Source organism: Paraburkholderia elongata (assembly GCF_013177735.1).
GTDB lineage: Bacteria > Pseudomonadota > Gammaproteobacteria > Burkholderiales > Burkholderiaceae > Paraburkholderia > Paraburkholderia elongata.
Map to the genome: position 1 here is coordinate 123825 of NZ_WOEZ01000032.1, position 19108 is coordinate 142932.

Annotated in this window: 21 protein-coding genes and 2 pseudogenes; 10 read left to right on the top strand and 13 right to left on the bottom strand. The window is 62.9% G+C overall.

Annotation, left to right across the window (positions count from 1 at the left end; all coding sequences use genetic code 11):
* Nucleotides 1-188: 188 nt before the first annotated feature.
* The 4 genes and pseudogenes from GNZ13_RS05920 to GNZ13_RS05935 all read right to left on the bottom strand — a co-directional run bounded on the left by GNZ13_RS05920 (nucleotide 189) and on the right by GNZ13_RS05935 (nucleotide 3928).
* Complete coding sequence (locus tag GNZ13_RS05920) at nucleotides 189-1484, bottom strand: FAD-dependent oxidoreductase (RefSeq protein ID WP_172161351.1); 1296 nt, start codon at nucleotides 1482-1484, stop codon at nucleotides 189-191.
* Nucleotides 1485-1588: 104 nt separating this feature from the next.
* A pseudogene (locus GNZ13_RS05925) lies at nucleotides 1589-1855 on the bottom strand (2Fe-2S iron-sulfur cluster-binding protein); the annotation flags it as partial.
* Nucleotides 1848-2975, bottom strand: a complete 1128-nt coding sequence (locus GNZ13_RS05930) for an NAD(P)/FAD-dependent oxidoreductase (RefSeq protein ID WP_172161433.1) — start codon at nucleotides 2973-2975, stop codon at nucleotides 1848-1850. The gene GNZ13_RS05930 and the pseudogene GNZ13_RS05925, both read right to left, overlap by 8 nt.
* Nucleotides 2972-3928 carry a 4-hydroxyproline epimerase gene (locus tag GNZ13_RS05935; protein WP_172161435.1) on the bottom strand — a complete coding sequence of 319 codons (957 nt, stop codon included), beginning with the start codon at nucleotides 3926-3928 and terminating at the stop codon, nucleotides 2972-2974. Before GNZ13_RS05935 ends, GNZ13_RS05930 begins: the two co-directional genes overlap by 4 nt.
* Nucleotides 3929-4275: 347 nt before the next feature.
* Between GNZ13_RS05935 and GNZ13_RS05940 the strand changes: the two genes are divergently transcribed.
* Nucleotides 4276-5181: a dihydrodipicolinate synthase family protein gene (locus GNZ13_RS05940; protein ID WP_172161355.1), complete on the top strand. Its 906-nt coding sequence runs from the start codon at nucleotides 4276-4278 to the stop codon at nucleotides 5179-5181.
* A gap of 108 nt (nucleotides 5182-5289) precedes the next feature.
* On the opposite strand, the gene GNZ13_RS05945 is transcribed toward GNZ13_RS05940, so the two are convergent.
* Nucleotides 5290-6009: a response regulator transcription factor gene (locus tag GNZ13_RS05945; RefSeq protein ID WP_172161356.1), complete on the bottom strand. Its 720-nt coding sequence runs from the start codon at nucleotides 6007-6009 to the stop codon at nucleotides 5290-5292.
* Between the two features lie 408 nt (nucleotides 6010-6417).
* On the opposite strand from GNZ13_RS05945, the gene GNZ13_RS05950 reads away from it, so the two are divergent.
* Nucleotides 6418-7719, top strand: a complete 1302-nt coding sequence (locus tag GNZ13_RS05950) for an MFS transporter (RefSeq protein WP_172161357.1) — start codon at nucleotides 6418-6420, stop codon at nucleotides 7717-7719.
* 132 nt (nucleotides 7720-7851) lie between these two features.
* The gene (locus tag GNZ13_RS05955; RefSeq protein WP_407945607.1) at nucleotides 7852-9423 is read left to right on the top strand and encodes an MFS transporter; all 1572 of its coding nucleotides are present in this window, start codon (nucleotides 7852-7854) and stop codon (nucleotides 9421-9423) included.
* A gap of 12 nt (nucleotides 9424-9435) precedes the next feature.
* On the opposite strand, the gene GNZ13_RS05960 is transcribed toward GNZ13_RS05955, so the two are convergent.
* The 5 genes from GNZ13_RS05960 to GNZ13_RS05980 all read right to left on the bottom strand — a co-directional run bounded on the left by GNZ13_RS05960 (nucleotide 9436) and on the right by GNZ13_RS05980 (nucleotide 11580).
* Entirely contained in the window at nucleotides 9436-9708 is a 273-nt protein-coding gene (locus GNZ13_RS05960; protein ID WP_172161359.1) for a hypothetical protein, read from the bottom strand.
* A 64-nt stretch (nucleotides 9709-9772) separates the two neighbouring features.
* The gene (locus GNZ13_RS05965) at nucleotides 9773-10204 is read right to left on the bottom strand and encodes a DoxX family protein (RefSeq protein ID WP_172161360.1); all 432 of its coding nucleotides are present in this window, start codon (nucleotides 10202-10204) and stop codon (nucleotides 9773-9775) included.
* A 120-nt stretch (nucleotides 10205-10324) separates the two neighbouring features.
* Nucleotides 10325-10789 (bottom strand): RbsD/FucU family protein, encoded by a 465-nt coding sequence (locus tag GNZ13_RS05970; protein ID WP_172161361.1) that lies wholly within the window; start codon nucleotides 10787-10789, stop codon nucleotides 10325-10327.
* A gap of 136 nt (nucleotides 10790-10925) precedes the next feature.
* Nucleotides 10926-11183 carry a hypothetical protein gene (locus GNZ13_RS05975; RefSeq protein ID WP_172161363.1) on the bottom strand — a complete coding sequence of 86 codons (258 nt, stop codon included), beginning with the start codon at nucleotides 11181-11183 and terminating at the stop codon, nucleotides 10926-10928.
* Nucleotides 11184-11211: 28 nt separating this feature from the next.
* On the bottom strand, nucleotides 11212-11580 hold the full coding sequence (locus GNZ13_RS05980) for a nuclear transport factor 2 family protein (RefSeq protein ID WP_172161365.1): 369 nt from the start codon (nucleotides 11578-11580) through the stop codon (nucleotides 11212-11214).
* A gap of 297 nt (nucleotides 11581-11877) precedes the next feature.
* Between GNZ13_RS05980 and GNZ13_RS05985 the strand changes: the two genes are divergently transcribed.
* The 7 genes and pseudogenes from GNZ13_RS05985 to flhC all read left to right on the top strand — a co-directional run bounded on the left by GNZ13_RS05985 (nucleotide 11878) and on the right by flhC (nucleotide 15935).
* On the top strand, nucleotides 11878-12249 hold the full coding sequence (locus tag GNZ13_RS05985) for a type II toxin-antitoxin system RelE/ParE family toxin (RefSeq protein WP_216674725.1): 372 nt from the start codon (nucleotides 11878-11880) through the stop codon (nucleotides 12247-12249).
* On the top strand, nucleotides 12246-12548 hold the full coding sequence (locus GNZ13_RS05990) for an addiction module antidote protein (protein WP_172161369.1): 303 nt from the start codon (nucleotides 12246-12248) through the stop codon (nucleotides 12546-12548). The genes GNZ13_RS05985 and GNZ13_RS05990 overlap by 4 nt, the downstream gene beginning before the upstream one ends.
* A gap of 136 nt (nucleotides 12549-12684) precedes the next feature.
* On the top strand, nucleotides 12685-13563 hold the full coding sequence (locus GNZ13_RS05995; RefSeq protein WP_172161371.1) for a helix-turn-helix domain-containing protein: 879 nt from the start codon (nucleotides 12685-12687) through the stop codon (nucleotides 13561-13563).
* Nucleotides 13564-13669: 106 nt separating this feature from the next.
* A complete protein-coding gene (locus tag GNZ13_RS06000) occupies nucleotides 13670-14200 on the top strand; it encodes a GNAT family N-acetyltransferase (protein ID WP_172161373.1) in 531 nt (176 codons plus the stop codon).
* Between the two features lie 44 nt (nucleotides 14201-14244).
* Nucleotides 14245-14509: pseudogene (locus tag GNZ13_RS06005) on the top strand (YeeE/YedE thiosulfate transporter family protein); the annotation flags it as partial.
* A 521-nt stretch (nucleotides 14510-15030) separates the two neighbouring features.
* Nucleotides 15031-15351 carry a flagellar transcriptional regulator FlhD gene (flhD, locus tag GNZ13_RS06010; RefSeq protein WP_028194930.1) on the top strand — a complete coding sequence of 107 codons (321 nt, stop codon included), beginning with the start codon at nucleotides 15031-15033 and terminating at the stop codon, nucleotides 15349-15351.
* Between the two features lie 14 nt (nucleotides 15352-15365).
* Nucleotides 15366-15935 carry a flagellar transcriptional regulator FlhC gene (gene flhC / locus GNZ13_RS06015; RefSeq protein ID WP_105505973.1) on the top strand — a complete coding sequence of 190 codons (570 nt, stop codon included), beginning with the start codon at nucleotides 15366-15368 and terminating at the stop codon, nucleotides 15933-15935.
* A 214-nt stretch (nucleotides 15936-16149) separates the two neighbouring features.
* On the opposite strand, the gene GNZ13_RS06020 is transcribed toward flhC, so the two are convergent.
* The 3 genes from GNZ13_RS06020 to GNZ13_RS06030 are packed head-to-tail and all read right to left on the bottom strand — an operon-like array spanning nucleotide 16150 to nucleotide 19104.
* Nucleotides 16150-17301, bottom strand: a complete 1152-nt coding sequence (locus GNZ13_RS06020; protein ID WP_172161375.1) for an acyl-CoA dehydrogenase family protein — start codon at nucleotides 17299-17301, stop codon at nucleotides 16150-16152.
* Nucleotides 17298-17954: a methionine ABC transporter permease gene (locus GNZ13_RS06025; RefSeq protein ID WP_172161377.1), complete on the bottom strand. Its 657-nt coding sequence runs from the start codon at nucleotides 17952-17954 to the stop codon at nucleotides 17298-17300. Before GNZ13_RS06025 ends, GNZ13_RS06020 begins: the two co-directional genes overlap by 4 nt.
* Nucleotides 17947-19104 (bottom strand): methionine ABC transporter ATP-binding protein, encoded by a 1158-nt coding sequence (locus GNZ13_RS06030; RefSeq protein ID WP_172161379.1) that lies wholly within the window; start codon nucleotides 19102-19104, stop codon nucleotides 17947-17949. Before GNZ13_RS06030 ends, GNZ13_RS06025 begins: the two co-directional genes overlap by 8 nt.
* Nucleotides 19105-19108: the final 4 nt, after the last annotated feature.

Here is a 19108-nt window from a genome sequence, read left to right on the forward strand (position 1 = left end):
TGGTGCGGTGGTCGTGCGATGTCGGTGCGCTCTCGCCGGTGCATTCGCGGGTGCTTTTGCTCCTGCATTTGCCGGCACGTTCATCATGCGCGCAGCTATGCGGTCGGGCGTTTGCGGGCGCTCGCTTGCGCTCGATTATAGGACCACGCGGCTGGGGACAATATCCAGCGGCCGCATGGATGCTGGTGTCATTCAGCCGGCGGTGGCTCCCCGCCCGCCGCCATCAACGTACCGATTTGCGCCGGACTGAACGGCGGGCGCGGAGCAGCGGCTTCCCAGCCGAAATACAGCCCAGCCGCGGCGCCGCAGATTCGTCCCTGGCATGCGCCCATCCCGCAGCGGGTATGCAGCTTGGCCTCGCGCCAATCCGGATAGACGCGCACCTCGCCGAGGCTGACGTCTTCGCAACGGCAGAGCAGCGTGGCGTCGTCGGGTGGCGTGCGCGCGGCGGCTTGCAGGGCAAACGCCGCTTCGACGCGCTTGCCGAAACGGCGCCATCGGGCTCGTTGCGCATGCAGTGCGGTGCGGTTTGCCGAGGTACGGCTTGCCGGGGCGCCGCTCGCGGAGAGCCCGGCGATCTCGCCTTCCACACCCGCCAGTTCCGCACCGCCGACGCCCGTGCATTCGCCGGCCGCCAGCACGCCGTCCACTGAAGTCCGCTGCTCACTGTCGACGACGATCTCACCCGCTTCGTTGCTAGCACAGCCGAGTGCTTGCGCGAGCGTGATATTCGGCACGAGTCCATAGCCGCAGGCGATGCGGTCGCAGTCGAGCGTCGACTCCTGCTGACCGCGCAGGATCGTCACGCGCTCAACGCGGCCATCGCCATCAGCTTGCCGGACGATGCTGCCGGTCCAGTAACGCACTCGTGCGAAACCGCGCGTCATGGCAATGGCTTGCCGCAACTTCGCCGGCTCGCCTAACAGAGAGATTCCGAATCGGGCGACCTCGAACGCCGACGCCTGCTCCACTACCGCCACCACCTGCGCCCCGGCAACACGCGCGGTGGCGAGCGCGGCGATCAGCAGAGGACCGCTGCCTGCAATCACGATCCGTTCGCCGCGCACCGGCATGCCGCCTTTGATGAGTGCCTGCAGCGCGCCAGCACCGGTCACGCCGGGCAGCGTCCAGCCGGCGAATGGCAATAGCCGCTCGCGCGCGCCGGTCGCGAGGATCAATCGATCGTAGCTGATAGACACGCCACCATGCTCAGCCGACTCAAGCAGCAAACCGCGCGAGCCCAAAGGCGCGATCACGCGAGTCGACGGCAAAAGGATGACGTTGGTTTGCATGCGTAAGGCTTCGAGCAGCGCGTGTAACTGAGCTTGCGGCGGATGGCCGGGACCTTGACGCCAGATTTGACCACCGGCGCGCGGACTGTCGTCGAGCAACGCGACCGTGGCGCCCTCGCGCGCCGCGGCCTGCGCGGCGCTCAACCCGGCCGGACCGGCGCCTACCACGACGATATCGAAGTGCTGCTTCATCGTGTGCCCGTGGTGGTAGTCCCGTTAGGCCTGTTGGTCCCATTGGATACGTTGGTCCCATTGGCTACGTTGGTCCCGCTGGCTACGTTGGCTGCATCGGCCGAGGCCGTGGCGGCAGTCGTCCAAACCACTTGCCCTTCGCGACAAAGAATCTGACACGCCAACGCATGCGCCCGCCCGTCGATCATGACGCGGCACTCCTGGCACACGCCCATCCCGCACAGTGCTGCGCGCGGCTGGCCGCTAACCGACGTCCGCGTGCCGCTCACACCCGCTACGACAAGCGCCGCGGCCACGGTCGACCCCGCTTCGACCACGGCGCTTCTACCGTCGATCGTCAAGTGGACGCATGCTGCATCGGCGTTAGTCATAGGCCACCTCTTGCGCAAAACGGCCCGGCAAGTACGGCTCAAACGGAATCGGTGCGGCGTTCCCAGTGATTTGCGCGGCGAGCAACTTTGCGCTCGCCAGCGAGGTCGTCACGCCAAGACCCTCGTGTCCAACTGCGAGCCACACGCCGGGTGAAAAATCGCCAGCCGGACCGATCAAGGGCAATCCGTCAGGCGACGCAGCGCGAAAGCCGGTCCACGCGCGGATGCCACTGAGTGTCGGCAGGACCGGCAGATAGTACGCGGCGCGCTGCAGCATCTGAGCGAGCACCGGCATGTCGACGGCGGAATCGGTCATATCGAACTGGCGCGACGAGCCGATCAGCAACTGGCCTGTCGGCCGCGGCTGTGCATTGAACGCCACCGAAGTGCCGGCCGCATGATGCGCGCTCTTGATGTAGCCGAGTTCGAGCAGTTGATGGCGAATGAGTCCGGGGTAACGGTCGGTGATCAGCAAATGACCTTTTTTCGGCTGCAACGGGAGCGACCTCAGCAGTTGTTGAGCGCCCAGACCATTGGCAACGATCACATGCGCGGCGCTGATGTGTTCGCCATCGGCCAGCGTCACGCCGCTAGCATTGATTGCAGTAACCCGCGTGCCGAGCCGCACACGTATATTCTCGACTCCTGAGGATTTCGTCAGCAGCCATTCGGCAACGGTGGGCGCATACACGATGCTGTCGTGCTCGATCCTAAAGCCGCCCGCCATCGAGTGCGCCAGCGCCGATTCAGACGTTCGCAGCTCGAACGCGTCGAGCAATTGTGCACAGACGCCCTGTGCTTCGAACGCGGCATGCATGGTGCGAGCGGCTTGCCATTCCTCATCGTCGGCTGCGACCCATAGCGTGCCGCAGCGCGCGAACGCGTCGCGCATGCGCAGTTGCGGCGCGAGCGCCAGCCACAAGTCGCGCGAATAGCGGCTCAACGTGAATTCCGCGGGAGAGTCGTTCATCACGACGATATGGCCCATGCCCGCCGCCGTCGCGCCGCCGCCGATGCCTTGTGCGTCGAGTACCTCGACCCGCATGCCGAGCGCGGCCAGCTCCGCCGCGCAAGCCGCGCCGACAATGCCAGCCCCGACGATCAACACGTCCGCCGTCATGCCGTGCGGATGCCCCACGCGAACGGGTCGCGCTCGTCGAAACACAAACGCCCTTCAGCCATGATGTGCGCGTGGCCGGTGATGGTCGGAATCACCGAGACACCGTCGCCGGCGTGACGATAGCTCGCCTCGAATACGCTGCCGATGATGCTCTCCTGCCGCCACACCGCGCCTTCTACGAGCTTGCCATCGGCGGCGAGGCAGGCGATTTTCGCGCTCGTGCCGGTACCGCACGGCGAGCGGTCGTACGCGTTGCCGGGACAGAGGACGAAGCTGCGGCTGTCGATGCCGTCGCGCGAGCCGGGGCCAAAGAGTTCGATGTGGTCGATCAAAGCGCCGTCCGCGCCGGTGATGCGCTGCGCGATCAGCGCGTCGCGGATTGCCGAACTGAACGCGGTCAGCTCGGCAATCCGCGCCGCCTCCAGCGCGCGTCCGTGGTCGGCGACGAGAAAGAACCAGTTGCCGCCCCAGCCGATGTCGCCACTCAAGCTGCCGTAGCCCGGCACGTCCACCGGCACGCCTTGCCGGTAGCGATAAGCCGGCACGTTGCGCACGGCCACACTACCGTCCTCGTTGAGCGTCGCCTCGACGATGCCGACCGGCGTTTCGATCCGATGACGCCCCGGCCCGATCCGCCCCATGTGCGCAAGCGAGACGACGAGGCCGATCGTGCCGTGCCCGCACATGCCGAGATAGCCCACGTTGTTGAAGAAAATCACGCCGGCCGCGCACGCAGGGTCGTCCGGCTCGCACAGCAGCGCGCCGACTACCACGTCCGAGCTGCGCGGTTCGGTGACGATGCCCGCGCGCCAGTCGTCGAAATGCGTGCGCAACACGTCGAGACGTTGCGCCAGCGTGCCGCCGCCAAGCTCCGGGCCACCCGACACCACCAGGCGGGTCGGTTCACCGCCGGTGTGCGAGTCGATGATATCGAGGGTTTTCATGATGCACATGGTAGGAATGCCGGACGTCGGAGTCTTGGTGTGCTTAAGCGTGGATTGTGACGATTTCAGCATAGCCTTTGCGCCCGTGCTCGCCCGCTTCGATCTTTGAAAACGGGCAAAGTCCACGCCTGAACAGCGCATGGCAACCGAACTCAAGAACGCACGGAAGGCCCTGCCCATGCGACTTCGACACATTTTGCGTGCTGTCCTGAAATAGCCAGCCTGCCTGACCTTGCTGGGCTTACAGGCATCGTCACTATGCTGAAATCGTCATCCGTCACGCGTGAATCACGCAAGACGGCGGCATTTTCCCTGCTTACACTGCGCTTCAACTCAACACACTCAGGAGAGCAGTCGTGGCGCATATCTGGGAAGGCGTATGGCCCGCAGTGACCACCAAGTTCCACGCGGATTTCAGCATAGACCGCGAATGGACCGGCAAGAATATCGAGGCACAGATCGAGGCGGGGGTGGACGGCATCATCGTGTGCGGATCGCTCGGAGAAGCGTCGACGCTCTCACTGGACGAAAAGTTGCACGTGCTCGACATCGCCGTCGAGGCCTCACGCGGCCGTGTGCCGGTTTTGCTGACGATCGCCGAGAACAGCACGCTCGACGCATGCCGCCAGGCCGAAGCCGGCAGCCGGCATGGCGCGGCTGGTTTCATGGTGCTGCCCGGGCTGCGCTATCTGTCGGACCGGCGCGAAACGCTGCACCACTTTCGCAGCGTCGCCGATGCGAGCGAACTGCCGCTGATGATCTATAACAATCCGCTTGCTTATGGCGTCGACATGACGCCCGAGATGTTCGCGGAAATCGCCGACGAAAAGAAGATCGTCGCGATCAAGGAATCATGCGGCGACGTGCGGCGCGTGACCGATCTGATCAACGTGGTCGGCGACCGCTTCGCGATTCTGTGCGGAGTCGACAACCTCGCGATGGAAGCGATATTGATGGGCGCACATGGCTGGGTGGCCGGTCTCGTGTGCGCGTTTCCGCGCGAGACGGTCGTGATTTACAAGTTGCTGAAGGCGGGCCGTCTTGAAGAAGCGCGCGCGATCTATCGCTGGTTCGCGCCCCTGCTCGCGCTCGACGTCTCGTCGAAACTGGTGCAAAACATCAAGCTGGCCGAGACGATTGTCGGGCTTGGCACGGAGCCGGTCCGGCCGCCGCGCCTGCCGTTGGCCGGGGATGAACGCAAGGTCGTTGAAGCGTTGATTCGCGGTGCGATTCAAAAGCGGCCAGCATTGCCGCCACTTTAATTTGCCTCGATGAACCTGGGCCCGCTTTCAGCCGCGTGCCGGAAGCGGGTATTGCGGGCCGGCGCGGACGACCCGCAATACCCGCCGTCCCATCTGCCGGCGCCCCGTTCAGGCCGCCTGCTTCTCCGCACCCACTTCGCCTTGCCGCAGATGCAGGAGCCGATAGCCGCTCTTGTATACGGGTTGCAGCCGGAAGTCGTTTTGCGGCTCGATCTCGAGCAGCAAACGCAGACGCGACACATGGCTGTCGATCGTACGGGTGAACTCGCGGAACTCGCGGCCCCACACCATCGCGAAGATATGGTCGCGCGACATCACGCGGCCAATATTGGAAAAGAACAGCGACGCCAACCGGTATTGCGTGCCCGATAGCGGGACCGGTTGACCGCGCAGCATGACGAGCTGGCGATGCGTGTCGAAATGGTAGGGGCCGACATCGAAGCTCGCGGAACTGAAACGGTCCGGATAGGCGCGGCGCAGCAACGCCGTAACACGCTCGCGGAACTCGCCCGGCCGCAATGGCAGCCCGACATAGTCGTCTGCTCCGCTGGCAAAGGCCCGCACCACGCTCTCTTCCGACGTTTCCGCCGAAGCGAACAGGACCGGCAGGCGGTCGCCGCCGACCGCGCGCACCGACCGCAGGACCTCGGCGCCGGACAGGCGAGTGCCTTGCCAGTCCAGCACCAGCATATCCACGGTGGAACGGGCGAGCGCTTTCGACATGGTCAAACCGTCGTCATAGACCATGCACGTATGGCTGGCGCTCATGAGGACCTTTTCGATCGACTGACGCATGACGGGGTCACGCTGAAGGATGGCAATGCGCATGGGATAACTCTTAACTGATGGCTCGGACGCGATTCTCGGAGGGACGCCCAAGTCATCCCATAGGAGCATTCCTAATTTGCGCACCAATCGCCCCGCTCCGACAGTCGGACACGGCATTCCTACACTCGAAGGCTACGGCTCGCACGACGCGCAGCCCTCGCCGTCCTGCCACCGTCGAAAAGGCATGTCTCGGGGAACTTTTTCCAATCTAATTAAGTACTTCCCGAAGTCAAAGGCTTTCATCCTGTAAAATCTCCGGCCTGGCCCCAGTCGTCATCGCGCTTGCCCTATCCGGGCCGGCGCGCCGGTGTCCCGTGCTCTACCCAGCGCTTGCCACACTTCTCGCCCGACGATCGCCGTATTTCCACGCGCTTCGTGTGGCTCCCAATTCAAGACAAGACACAAGCAATGCAAGCGACAAATCTGGGTGGAGCGCATGCTGTCACCCCACGCCCTCTTGGGCGAAGCGATTACAAGACGCTCGGTCTCGCCGCGCTCGGCGGGGCGCTGGAGTTTTACGACTTCATCATCTTCGTATTCTTTGCGCCGGCGATCGGCCAGTTGTTCTTCCCTGCGGCGATGCCTGACTGGCTGCGTCAGGTGCAGACCTTCGGCATCTTCGCGGCGGGCTATCTGGCACGGCCGCTCGGCGGCATCATCATGGCGCACTTCGGCGACCTGTTCGGCCGCAAGCGCATGTTCACGCTGAGCGTGCTGCTGATGTCGGTGCCGACGCTGATGATGGGGCTGCTGCCCACCTACGCCAGCATCGGCGTGATGGCGCCGGTATTGCTGCTGTTGTTCCGCGTGATGCAAGGCGCGGCGGTCGGCGGCGAAGTGCCGGGCGCATGGGTGTTCGTTTCCGAGCACGTGCCGCAGCGGCACGTCGGCTATGCATGCGGCACGCTGACTGCCGGCCTCACGGCGGGCATCCTGCTCGGCTCGCTGATCGCATCGGCGGTAAACCGCAACTTCGCACCGGCGGAAATCTCCGCCTACGCATGGCGCATCCCGTTCCTGGTGGGCGGCGTGTTCGGCATGTTCTCGGTTTATCTGCGCCGCTGGCTGCATGAAACGCCGGTGTTCGCCGAGCTAAAGCAACGCAAGGCGATTGCCGCAGAAGTGCCGCTCAAGGCCGTGTTACGCGACCACGGTCGTGCCGTAATCGTGTCGATGCTGCTCACGTGGATGCTGTCGGCCGCGATCGTCGTGGTGATTCTGATGACGCCGACGCTGCTGCAGAAGCAGTTTCATATCGCGCCGGCCACTGCGTTGCTGGCGAACTGCGTGGCGACGCTGTGCCTGACGATCGGTTGCGTGATGGCGGGTTCGACCGCTGGCCGGATCGGCGCGGGGCGTACGATTTTCATCGGCGGCCTCGCGCTGGCGGTGACGTACTACGTGATGTTCCAGCAGCTCGCCGTCGATACGTCGGCGCTCGTGCCGTTGTATGCCGTGGCCGGCCTTTTCGTCGGCGTGATTGGCGCAATTCCGTTCGTGCTGGTCAAGGCGTTCCCGCCCGTCGTGCGATTCTCGGGCATCTCGTTCTCGTATAACGTCGCCTATGCGGTGTTCGGCGGCCTTACGCCGATCGCGGTTTCGCTGATGATGAAGTCGAACCCGATGGCCGCGCCGCTCTATGTCGGCGCGATCTGCATTCTCGGGGCATTGACTACGCTGTTTATCAAAGACGCGCCGCAAGCGCGCTAGGCGAGCTGTTTCGCAACGGCGCACGCGTGGTGCGCCGTTGTTCCATCAGTTCCACGCCCCGCCTTTCCAGCAGTTTCGGCGACATCCACACTTCACGTCGGGCCGAAACATCGCGCGCTGCATCGGCTTACGATGCGTCTCATGAACTCGCCCAACTCACCCCATTCACCCGCCCTCGGCCGCATTCTCGCGACCGTCAGTGTCGGCTTCGTCGTCACGCAACTCGACGTGACCATCGTCAACATCGCGCTGCCGAAGATCGGTGCGGAGCTGCGTGCGAATGTCGCGGGCCTGCAATGGGTCGTCGACGCGTACACGCTCGCGTTCGCCGTGCTGATGCTGTCAGCCGGCGCGCTCGGCGACCGGCTCGGCGCGCGGCGCATGTACGCGGCCGGCATCGTGCTTTTCGCGCTCGCGTCGCTCGCCTGCGGATTGGCGCTCGATGCCACCATGCTGGTCGCCGCGCGCGCGTTGCAAGGCATCGGCGCCGCCGCCATGCTGCCGAACTCGCTGGCGCTGCTCAACCAGTCATATGGACACGATCCGAAGCTCCGGGCGCGTGCCGTCGGGCTGTGGACCGCCGCGGGCGCGATTTCGATCGCGGCCGGACCGGTGGTCGGCGGTCTGCTGATTGCGGCGTTCGGCTGGCGCAGCATCTTTCTCGTCAATCTGCCGATTTGCGTAGCCGGTTTGCTGGCGACTTTGCTCTGGGTGCCACGGCCTGAATTCGCACAGAAAAGCGCGCAAGGAGCGGCTTCGGCTTCAGCTTCGGCGACGGTTACGACCACGACTGGCACTGGGGCAAGGACTGGAGCGGGGACTGCGGCTGGAGCTACAGCAACGGCATCGGCTGCAGCCAGGGCAAGCCTTCGTGGTATCGACCTGAGCGGGCGGGCCCTTGCGATCGTCGCGCTTACCGCTTTCGTTGCCGCTGTGATCGAATTGCGGCCGCTGGGGTTGAGCCATCCGCTGGTGGCCGGCGGTTTCATACTCGCGCTAGTCGCAACCGGCGCCTTCATCGCCGTGGAATCGCGCGTCGCGACACCCATGCTGCCGCTCGCGCTATTCAGCAAGCGCACCTTCAATGTAGCGGTGCTGTTCGGCATCTGCGTGAATCTGACGTACTACGGCATGGTGTTCGTTCTGAGCCTGTATTTGCAGCGCGTACGCGGCCACACCCCGCTGCAGGCGGGCCTCGCTTTCCTGCCGTTGACGGGCGGTTTTCTGCTCTCGAACGTGGCGAGCGGCTGGGTGGTCGGGCGCTTCGGTGTACGCGTGCCGATGATCGCCGGTGCAATCACCGCGGGGCTCGGCTATGGCCTGCTGCATTTCATCGATGCGTCGACACCGCTCGGCGGCTTGCTGCTGCCGTTCCTGCTTATTCCCTCGGGGATGGGCCTTGCGGTCCCGGCGATGACGACCGCTGTGCTGGCCTCCGCTGAAGCCAGGCGCGCGGGCACTGCGTCCGCCGTGCTCAATACCGCCCGGCAAGCAGGCGGCGCAGTCGGTGTAGCCGCCTTCGGAGCGTTGGCGAGCGGCGCTGCCGCCACGCAGATCGTCTCGGGGATGCAGGCCGCGACGGCCATCTCGGTCGGTCTGCTGGTGATCGGCGGCGTAATGGGCTGCCTTGTACATCCGGAGCCGCACGCGTTGGCCTCGAAGCCGCACAAGACTGGCCCCGGGCAAATTCCTGAATCGCGCTGATCAGATCGTTACTTACAGCGTCGCTTCCTGAATCGTGCTGGTGTCGATCGCGCGCTCGATCAGTCCTTCGTTTTGCGCCTTGGTGATCGCGTCAGCAATCAGTTTTTCCGGCTGTTCGATTTCGGCCTTGATCGTGCCAATGAGGCCGGATGCATCCAGAACCACCAAAGTCTTCGCTGAGTCGGCAAGGCTGATGATGACGCGATGCGGCGTAGACCCTTCGCCGAGACTTGCGCACAACTGCGTGACCTTGCCACCAATGGTTTGCTCAAAACTTTGAATCATTATCTGCTCCCTCGATTACAGCCAGAATCAAAAGCGGCCTGCACAGACTACCCCAACGGCGTGATCAGCGATTCAGCCCGCCGCGTGGCGCACGCGCGCCGTCGATACTGATACGGCCCGCTCCGGTCACGAACAACAGCAGGAAACCACCGGCGATACCGACGTTCTTCCAGAAGTGAATCACCATATCGCGTTGCAAAGCGGCATCCGTGACATTCCAGAAATCGTGGCCCAGCACCGCGGTTGCCACGGTGTAGACGGCCATGATGAGCGCTAGCGGGCGGATCTTGAAGCCGACGATCAGCAGCAGACCGCCGAGTGCCTCGACCGCTGTTGCAATCGGTGCGGCGACCGGTACGAACGGCACGCCCTTCGAATGCAGATAGCCGACAAAGCCCGCATAGCCCAGCAGTTTCATCACGCCGCCCCACAAAAACAGCACGGCAAGCGCGATACGCGCGAAGAGGATGACGCCGGAATCGACGGGACGCGTCATGAGGGGCTCCAGTAAATGAATAAGCAGCAGACCCGGCCAGGCGGCCGCAGTTCCCCACTTTGCATCTGAGAATATGTGCATTGCCCGCCTTTTCCAAGCGCGGGCAGCCGTGGTGAGGTGCTATTGCTGCGGCGCATCCGGCGCGAGCAAGACACCCTTGGTAAAAACGAAGCAGCCATAACCGCGCTCTTCGCCAGTAGCGATCACGCAATAGGCTTTGCGCGCCCGCTCATAGAAAGCGAAACGTTCGACCGAAGCAAACGGCACCTCGCGCCCTTCCGCCGCATTGATCTCGATCTGCGCCTCGCGCTGAACGGCCGGAATCGTATTCGGCTCGCCCACCACTTCCATCCGCGAGGCAGGGTGCTCGATGAATGTATCCAGCGGCATTACCGACAGAATCGCGCGAATTGCACGCGGTGCGTTCACGCCATCGAGGCGAAGCAGCTTGCCCAACACCGTCTCCTGCGCGACGGAAGCGCCCGGGAAGTTGGCGTCGCAAACCACCAGTTCGTCGCCATGTCCCATCGAGCGTAGCGCATGCAGCACATCGGCATTCAGCAGCGGATCCAGATTCTTCAGCACGGTGTCTCCTTGAGGTCCAGTTGGCGGCTAGCCGCTCGGGTTCGAACGGTTTGTCCCCGTAGTGTCCCTATAGTGTGTCGCGATCGATTGTAGCAAGACCGTGGCGCACGATCAGTTGCCGGCGGGTCATCGTCGATCAGTTTTTCCGCACGATGCGGTGAGCCGCTTTCTGGCGACACTGCCACCGCAGCCATCCGACTAACGCGAGCAGCACGAGACCCGCGCCGCCCACCACCGGCTCGCGCCAGGCCAGCAACGCAGTGAAGGTGAACGCGCGCGTGCCGGCCAGCAGTGCGAAGCCGGCGATCGCGCTGGAGAGCGCGTCGACGGCGCCCGAGAGGCGCGCGAACGTGAGGACAGTACCGGGAGCCGTAGCGGCAACGGACTCGTGCATGATCGTCTCCGTGAAAATTTGCGAGTTGTCAGGTGGCGGCAGGCACTTGGTCGAGGAAGCCCGTCACGGCCTGCAGGCGGCCATGTGTGTCGAGCACGCCGAAGTCGGAGCCCTTGACGATCCCCTCGCCGGCCGGCGTGGTGAGTGCCCACGAAAAGCGCAGGCGGTTCGCGAAGCCGTCGACTTCCGTCGTGCGGTGAAACGTGTGATGCGGGAAGCGTTCATGCACTGCACGGATCATCGCGTCGATGCCGTCATGGCCCGCGCCCGCCAGCAGCGGATCGCGATAGTCGGCATCGGAGGCCCACGTCGCGGCGATCAGTTCGCGGCGTCGCACTCCGTTGGTTTCATTCCATGCGTCGAAATAACGGTCGATCAGATCGGTATGCGCATTCATCTCAGACTCCTTGATTGGCATGACTGAGCACTACGCTCGGCAGACACGTTGTATGCGGCGGGCTCGGAGTGAAGATTGACCGCTCGAGCGCAGCGCGTCGATTACGTGGGAGGTAAGCATCCAGATGCGGCACGGTGCAGAACCGCGCCTTTTTTGCCCGCCGGATTGGCCATCCGGCCGAATCGTCACGGGCTGCGTTAGCCGCTAACCTCGTGGGGCAAATGGGGGCAGCGCAGCGTTGACGCGCGGCATGTGACGAACTGAACGGGTGCGGACGCGAGCCGCTTTTTTTTAAATATGGTTTTTACACTTGCAAGACCGTATCCATCAGGATACACTCATCAGCAAATCGGTTCACCGCCTGTGTACACGGTCAACCGCACCGAGGAATTCGACAGCTGGCTTGCCGGCCTCGCAGACTTAAGAGCGAGGGCAAAAATCCTGGTGCGGGTCCGGCGCGCGGAGCGAGGTCATTTCGGCGACGTAAAGCTGCTGGAAGACGGTGTATCCGAGATGCGTATCGATTGTGGTCCCGGCTATCGGGTCTACTTCGCGCGCGAAGGGCGCATGGTGTATCTGCTGCTCTGCGGTGGCGATAAGTCCACGCAGCCGGCCGACATCAAGCATGCCAAATCAATGTGGGCAGCAATCAGAAAGGAACTGTCATGAGCAAAGTCAAAACCGTACGGTTCGACGCATCGCACTACCTCGATAGCGAGGAGATGATCGCTGAATATCTCAATGCAGCGCTGGAAGAAGGCGACGCCGACCTCCTCCTTGCAGCGATCGCCGACATCGCAAAAGCACGCGGCATCGCGAAGGTCGCGGCCGACGCTGGGCTTGGGCGCGAAAGCCTCTATAAAACACTCGCGCCCGGCTCCAAACCGCGCATGGATACGGTGTTCAAACTGTTGCGCGCACTGGGCGTCAAGCTCAACGCGGTGCCGGAAGGTGTGGCGCACGCCTGATTCGCGCCTGTGGTGTTGGCGGTTGGGGCAACGCTCTGAATGTGCTGCTTATTCGCGCGTGCTCCTACGCTTTCCCGGGTATTCCATTACCTGTGAGGTAATGGATCGCTAACGCGCTTTGGCTATCATCGGTAGCATGAACACACTCTCTCTTGCGCAAACCATCCCGTCGAACGGGCCGACAGCAAGCCGCACGGTCGGCGATCTGCTGCGTGAATGGCGGCAGCGGCGAAGAATGAGCCAGTTGCTACTCGCCGCTGAAGCCGATATTTCAACGCGGCATCTGAGCTTCGTCGAATCAGGCCGTGCGGTGCCCAGCCGGGAAATGGTCATGCACCTCGCCGAGCGGCTCGACGTGCCACTGCGTTCGCGCAATGCGCTGCTGATCGCGGCGGGTTATGCGCCGCTGTTCCGCGAACGTCCTTTGACGGACCCGCAACTGGCCGCTGCGCGCGAGGCAGTCGAGTTGGTGCTCAAAGGTCACGAGCCGTATCCGGCACTCGCGATCGACCGTCACTGGACCATCGTTGCCGCAAACAATGCGCTTGCGCCGCTGCTTGCAGGCGCAAGCCCGGAACTGCTGAAACCGCCAGTCAATGCGATGCGGCTGAGCTTGCATCCAGATGGCATCGCAGCGTCGATCGTCAATTGGCATGCCTGGCGTGCGCACGCGCTGTCCCGACTCCAGCGGCAAATCGACGTGAGTGGCGACGACACGTTGAGTGCACTGCGCGACGAGCTAGCCGCGTATCCCGCTCCGCCCGGCGTGGAATTGACCGACCAAGACGACACCGCAAGTAATCAGGTCGCCGTGCCGCTGCGACTGCGCACGCCGATCGGCGAGCTGTCGTTCTTCAGCACGACCACGGTATTCGGCACACCGGTAGATGTGACACTGTCGGAACTTGCAATTGAGGCGTTCTTTCCCGCCGATCAGCAAACCGCGGCGGCATTGCGCGAGTTTGCCGAAAGCCAACGCGCCGAGGGGCAACACGCTGAAGCCGTGAAGCCATAGCAGGACCGCAGAACGGCAGAACGGCAGAACGGCAGAACCCTGAGCATCATCGAACACTGCGTTGTTACCGCTTGCAGCGCCATTCAAACCACATGGAGAGACGCACTTGATCAACAGCGCCCTACTGATCCGCCAACTCGGGCCGGCCGACCGCGACGCCTACTTTCAGCTTCGCCTGCGCGGACTGAAGGCACATCCGGAGTCGTTCGGTCAAAGCTACGAGGAAGCGCTGGCCAAGGGCGCGGCGCGGCATGACGCGATGTTGCAGGGCGCGCGCGCAGCCGAAGGGGACTTTTTGCTCGGTGCTTATGCATCGGCCAATGCACCGTTGATCGGTGTGGTCGGATTGCTGCGCAGCCAGCGCGACAAGGAACGGCACAAGGCCTCTGTCGTCGGTATGTATGTCGTGCCGGAAGCTGCGGGCCGCGGAGTCGGGCGCGCCTTGCTGAATGAATTGCTGGCCCGAGCGGCACGGATAGAGGGACTACGGCAAATCCAGTTGATGGTGAGTAGCCAGAACGAGGCGGCACGCAGGCTCTATCAGTCGCTTGGCTTTCGCAAATATGGCTGCGAGGTCGACGCGTTGAACGTGGACGGCGTGTTTCACGATGCCGATCTGATGGCGCGCTTCATGTAACAGCAATAGCGTACCGATCCTGCCGCAGGTCGTCTGCCCCTTCAGCCGCAGCGCTCGCCGGCCGTTACGCATCGGTCTGGAAGATGCCGGCCCGCTCGCTGATCGCGGCGGTGGTCGGCGGCCTAATGCTCGGCTACGGAGCCCGTCTGGCCTACGGTTGTAACGTTGGCGCCTATTTCAGCGGCATCGTGTCAGGCAGCTTGCACGGCGGGCTGTGGCGGGTTGCCACCTTCACCGGTAACGTGCTCGGCACCCCTACGCCCGGCGTTCGGCCTCGAGGTCGAACGGATCCGCGCAAACGGTTGCTAGACGTTACAAATGCAGCCTCGTTTGTAACCGGGGCCGCACCAACCTGTTACACCTCTGATTTGTCCCCATAGCAGCACCAATGAGCGGTATTTATTACTTTTAATTGGTCTCGCTTTCTATTTCCTTTCCGATTTCGTCCTGAGTTTCCGGCTGTTGGCTTGGTACATGCCATTGCTCAGATGAATGACTCTGGAGCCCACCACACAGGGGTTTCCACGGATCAGACGAAATTCTCAGGCCACAAAAAATCCACCTGGCACCATCTATTACAGAACCGTGAAAGAGTTACCGAAATTTGATGCATTTTTTTGAGATATTTTTTTGAGAGGGGATTGATTTCTTGTTTTGCCCTTCATACAATTCGTCCCAAGCTGTTACGAAATGTAACGTGATGTATCAAAAAGTCGCTGTCTGTATCAGGTGGTGACATGTAGCCGGAGGTTACCGTTTCCGGTGAGGCACAAAAGACATAACGGCAAAAAATGCCGACATAGTAATTCGGGGCTTCGGAAACACAGAAAATGGACCGTAGCAGCGAGACGCTGGATTCAATCCGCGAGATCAACTTGTCTTACATCATGCTCGCGCAACGTATGTTGCGTGAGGACAAACCGGTTGGCATGTTCCGGCTGGGACTGTCGTCGGAACTGGCTGATTTGCTTGCCGGGCTGTCGCTCGCGCAGATCGTCAAGCTGGCCGCTTCCGATCAGCTTTTATGCTTCTTCCGCTTCAACGACCACTCGATGTTGTCGGCGTTGACGCAAACGACGAAGCATGCAGCAGTTGCACCGACTCACGCGGCGATCCTGCTTGCAGGCCAGCCTGCCGAGCAGTTCGCTTAATCGAGGTGACCGCGATGCTTAAGCGTAGCCTGACGGAAGACGCACAAGAAGTATTCCGTGCCATCGCGCTGATTGAACTCGGCGCGCGCATGCAGGTGCTCGAAAGCGAGTTGACGCTTTCGCGCGACCGCATGATCCGCCTGTACCGCGAGGTCAAAGGTGTATCGCCGCCCAAGGGCATGCTGCCGTTCTCGGCGGACTGGTACATGACATGGCTGGCTAACATCCACGCGTCGTTGTTCTACAACACGTACCTGTTCCTGAAGAACGAAGCGCGTTGCTCGCACCTGGATGCGCTGACCAAAGGGTATCGGCTGTATCTGGAACATTGCCAGCACAGCGAATCCGAACCGGTGCTGGATCTGACGCGTGCATGGACGCTGGTGCGTTTTTTCGACGCCGACATCTTGCAGCTGACCAAATGCTGCCGTTGCACCGGCAAGTTCGTCGCGCATAAGCACGATCTGCAACACAACGTGGTGTGTGGCGCCTGCCAGCCGCCGTCGCGCGCCGGCAAGACCAAAAAGGCCGCCGCCGCGCGCCAGGAAGCGCTCGAAGCAGCGCAGATTGCGCAAGCCGCCTGAGTCGAGTTGAATCGATGAGGGCCGGTCCAGCCTGACTCGAACCGAAGCACCCAGAAAAAAGGTCCGCCTTCACACGGACCTTTTTTATATGGCTTTCGCCCTGACGCCTGACACCCGGCGCTACCCCGCTACCTCCAGCTACCACATCAGTCCAGAACGGCGCGCCTTGCGTGACGGCAACCGTGCCTTGCACTGCAGGCCGCCGCGAACCGCCTCAAGTGTACAAAGAGACCTCCGGCAATACCCCGCTGAGTGCATAGCGGCCGACGTCGCGCACGCGATAGTCGAGCGGATCGTGCAGCGTATGCACGCGAGCATTGCGCCAGAAACGGTCGAGCGCGAGCGGCGCGTGCGTGGCACGGGCGCCGCAAGCGTCGAACAGTTTTTCGCTGACATCGAGCGCGGCACGGTGCGCGACGATTTTCGCCTCCGATGTAGCGAGCGCCACGCGTGCACGGGTTTCGGCGTCCAAAGCCGGACCTTGTTGCCATGCGTCTTCGAGCGCATAGGCGGCTCGCACTGCCAGCGCTTCCGCGCTCACCGCCTGCAGGCGCATCTCGCCGAAACGCTGGACCAGATAGGGATCGTCTGTGGCTTTATCGACACCGGAAGAGATCCACGGCTTGCCATACCGTGTAACGTACGCGCGTGCTTCTTCGAGTGCGCCCTGGGCGATGCCGACGAACAGATTGGTCAGCACCTGCTGCGAGATCAGCGTGCGCAGACTTGCGTATGACGTGTCGGCCCGCTCCAGCACCTCATGCGGCTCGACCAGGACCTGCACAAAGGAGACGCTGCCGCTATCGGTTTGCCGCTGGCCGATCGGATTCCAGTCTTCATGAACGGTAATGCCCTCGCGCGTGGTCGGCACCACGGCGAATACCGCTTTGCCGGTGGCCTGATCGTGCGCGGAAACCGTCATCATGTGCGAACCGCGCGTGCCCGAGCAAAATCCTTTCTGCCCATCGAGACGATAACCACCGTCGCTGGTTGCGCTCGCAACGAGTCGCGTGTCGAGCGGATTGACCGCATTGCCCCACCACCAGCGCCCTTCCACCGTGCCGCTCAGATAGCGGGCACGTTGTTCCGCGTTACCCCATACATTGACGCTGACCACCTGCAGGCACGTGAAGCCCAGCAGATGCGCGAGCGCACTGTCAACTCGCGCGATCTGGCGGATCGTCTCGTAGATCTCAGGCCAGCGCGCGCCGAGACCGCCGAATTCACGCGGCACGGCGAGCGTAAGCAGACCCGCGTCGGCGATCCACTGCTTTTCCTGCGCGGCGTGGCCGCCGTCGCGATCACGCTGAGCCGCGCTGGCACGCAACGCTTCGAGCAAACCGGCGAGATCGCGCATCGCCATCATGCGCGTTGCGCAAGCCGTCGCACGAAGCGGTCGCCGACGAACTGCACCGCCGTCACAATCACGATCAGCAATACGATCACCGTCACCATCACGGTGGTATCGAAACGCTGATAGCCGTAGCGAATCGCCAGATCGCCGAGGCCGCCGGCGCCCACCGCGCCCGCCATTGCCGAGGAACCGATCATCGCGACAACGGTGATCGTGAAGCCGCCGAGAATGCCCGGCAGCGCTTCAGGCAGCAACACATGCCAGATGATATGCCGGCGTTGCGCACCCATTGCCTGCGCGGCTTCGATCAACCCGCGGTCCACTTCACGCAAGCTCACTTCGGCCACGCGTGCAAAAAAGGGAATCGCCGCGATACTGAGCGGCACGATCGCCGCCCATACGCCGATCGTCGTGCCGATCAGCAAACGCGTGAGCGGCAGAAGCGCGACCAGCAGAATGATGAAAGGCGTGGAGCGGAACGCATTGACGAGCGCGCCGAGCGCGCTGTTCAGCACCCGTTTTTCAAAGATGCCGCCCCGCGTGGTGGTGACCAGCACCAGCGCGAGCGGAATGCCGACCAACGCCGCGATGAAGGCCGATACGCCGACCATGACGATGGTGTCGCGAATCGCATCGGCGAGTTCCGAGAGCCAGAGATCAGACATAGCCGAGCACCTCGACATGATTGGCATAGTGACGCGCGCGTTCGAGCAGCGTCGCGATCTGCTTTTGCACCGTGCCGTCCGCATTCGCGCGCACTTCTGCCGACACCACCAGACGCCCTTGCGCATGCCCCTGAATCCGGTCGATGCCGCCATGCACGAAACTCACGCGGCCACCTTCAACGCTCAGTGCGGACGTCAACCCGCCCAGGTCAGGCTCGCGTGCATCGCTGCCGGTGAAGCGCACGTCGAGCAAGATCCGCGCATCCGCTTGCACGATCTCGTGCAATGGTTTGACGCGCGCGGCCAGATCCGCAGGCAGGTCATGCACCAAGGTACGCAGCAACGCGCGCGTCGCGTCATGCTGCGGGTCGCCGAACACGCGCCACACCGGACCAGTCTCCACCACTTCACCGCGCTCGATCACCGCCACCGTATCGCAGACCTCGCGAATGACCTGCATCTCGTGCGTGATCAGCACGATGGTCAGGTTGAGCCGCTGATTGATATCGCGCAGCAACGCGAGAATCGCTTGCGTCGTTTCGGGATCGAGTGCGGACGTCGCTTCGTCGCACAGCAGAATATCCGGGTCCGTCACGAGCGCGCGCGCAATCCCGACGCGCTGTTTCTGGCCGCCGGACAAACTCGCAGGATAGGCGTCGCGCTTGATCGACAGGCCGACTAATTCGAGCAAGGCATCGACCTTTTTGGCGATCGCCGCTTTAGGCGCGCCGGCGATTTTTAGCGGCAACGCAATGTTCTCGTGCACCGTTTTCGCGGAGAGCAAATTGAAATGTTGGAACACCATGCCGATACGCCGCCGCAACGTGACCAGCCCGCGTTCGTCGAGTTCACCGACGCTCACGCCATTCACGCGAACGGCGCCGGAACTCGGTTTTTCCAGACCGTTGACGAGCCGCAGCAGCGTCGATTTGCCTGCACCGCTGCGGCCGATGACGCCGAACACCTCGCCACGCGCCACATTCAGCGTGACGTTCGCAAGCGCCGCGGTCGACACGCCGCGCGTGTTGACGAACACCTTGCCCACGTCGTCGAATGCGACGGCTTCTTGCGCGGTATCGGCGGCAGCACGATTCAAGGCAAGGGACGGCGCGTCTTCAATGAACTGCGGCACGTCGAATAGATTGGCCATGGCT

What these genes read in the sequence shown, in the direction of transcription:
- GNZ13_RS05920 (WP_172161351.1), bottom strand. Translation starts at nt 1,484, where the DNA reads ATGAAGCAGCACTTCGATATCGTCGTGGTAGGCGCCGGTCCGGCCGGG.
- GNZ13_RS05930 (WP_172161433.1), bottom strand. Translation starts at nt 2,975, where the DNA reads ATGACGGCGGACGTGTTGATCGTCGGGGCTGGCATTGTCGGCGCGGCT.
- GNZ13_RS05935 (WP_172161435.1), bottom strand. Translation starts at nt 3,928, where the DNA reads ATGTGCATCATGAAAACCCTCGATATCATCGACTCGCACACCGGCGGT.
- GNZ13_RS05945 (WP_172161356.1), bottom strand. Translation starts at nt 6,009, where the DNA reads ATGCGCATTGCCATCCTTCAGCGTGACCCCGTCATGCGTCAGTCGATC.
- GNZ13_RS05950 (WP_172161357.1), top strand. Translation starts at nt 6,418, where the DNA reads ATGCAAGCGACAAATCTGGGTGGAGCGCATGCTGTCACCCCACGCCCT.
- GNZ13_RS05955 (WP_407945607.1), top strand. Translation starts at nt 7,852, where the DNA reads ATGCGTCTCATGAACTCGCCCAACTCACCCCATTCACCCGCCCTCGGC.
- GNZ13_RS05960 (WP_172161359.1), bottom strand. Translation starts at nt 9,708, where the DNA reads ATGATTCAAAGTTTTGAGCAAACCATTGGTGGCAAGGTCACGCAGTTG.
- GNZ13_RS05965 (WP_172161360.1), bottom strand. Translation starts at nt 10,204, where the DNA reads ATGACGCGTCCCGTCGATTCCGGCGTCATCCTCTTCGCGCGTATCGCG.
- GNZ13_RS05975 (WP_172161363.1), bottom strand. Translation starts at nt 11,183, where the DNA reads ATGCACGAGTCCGTTGCCGCTACGGCTCCCGGTACTGTCCTCACGTTC.
- GNZ13_RS05980 (WP_172161365.1), bottom strand. Translation starts at nt 11,580, where the DNA reads ATGAATGCGCATACCGATCTGATCGACCGTTATTTCGACGCATGGAAT.
- GNZ13_RS05985 (WP_216674725.1), top strand. Translation starts at nt 11,878, where the DNA reads ATGGTTTTTACACTTGCAAGACCGTATCCATCAGGATACACTCATCAG.
- GNZ13_RS05990 (WP_172161369.1), top strand. Translation starts at nt 12,246, where the DNA reads ATGAGCAAAGTCAAAACCGTACGGTTCGACGCATCGCACTACCTCGAT.
- GNZ13_RS05995 (WP_172161371.1), top strand. Translation starts at nt 12,685, where the DNA reads ATGAACACACTCTCTCTTGCGCAAACCATCCCGTCGAACGGGCCGACA.
- flhD (WP_028194930.1), top strand. Translation starts at nt 15,031, where the DNA reads ATGGACCGTAGCAGCGAGACGCTGGATTCAATCCGCGAGATCAACTTG.
- flhC (WP_105505973.1), top strand. Translation starts at nt 15,366, where the DNA reads ATGCTTAAGCGTAGCCTGACGGAAGACGCACAAGAAGTATTCCGTGCC.
- GNZ13_RS06020 (WP_172161375.1), bottom strand. Translation starts at nt 17,301, where the DNA reads ATGATGGCGATGCGCGATCTCGCCGGTTTGCTCGAAGCGTTGCGTGCC.
- GNZ13_RS06025 (WP_172161377.1), bottom strand. Translation starts at nt 17,954, where the DNA reads ATGTCTGATCTCTGGCTCTCGGAACTCGCCGATGCGATTCGCGACACC.
- GNZ13_RS06030 (WP_172161379.1), bottom strand. Translation starts at nt 19,104, where the DNA reads ATGGCCAATCTATTCGACGTGCCGCAGTTCATTGAAGACGCGCCGTCC.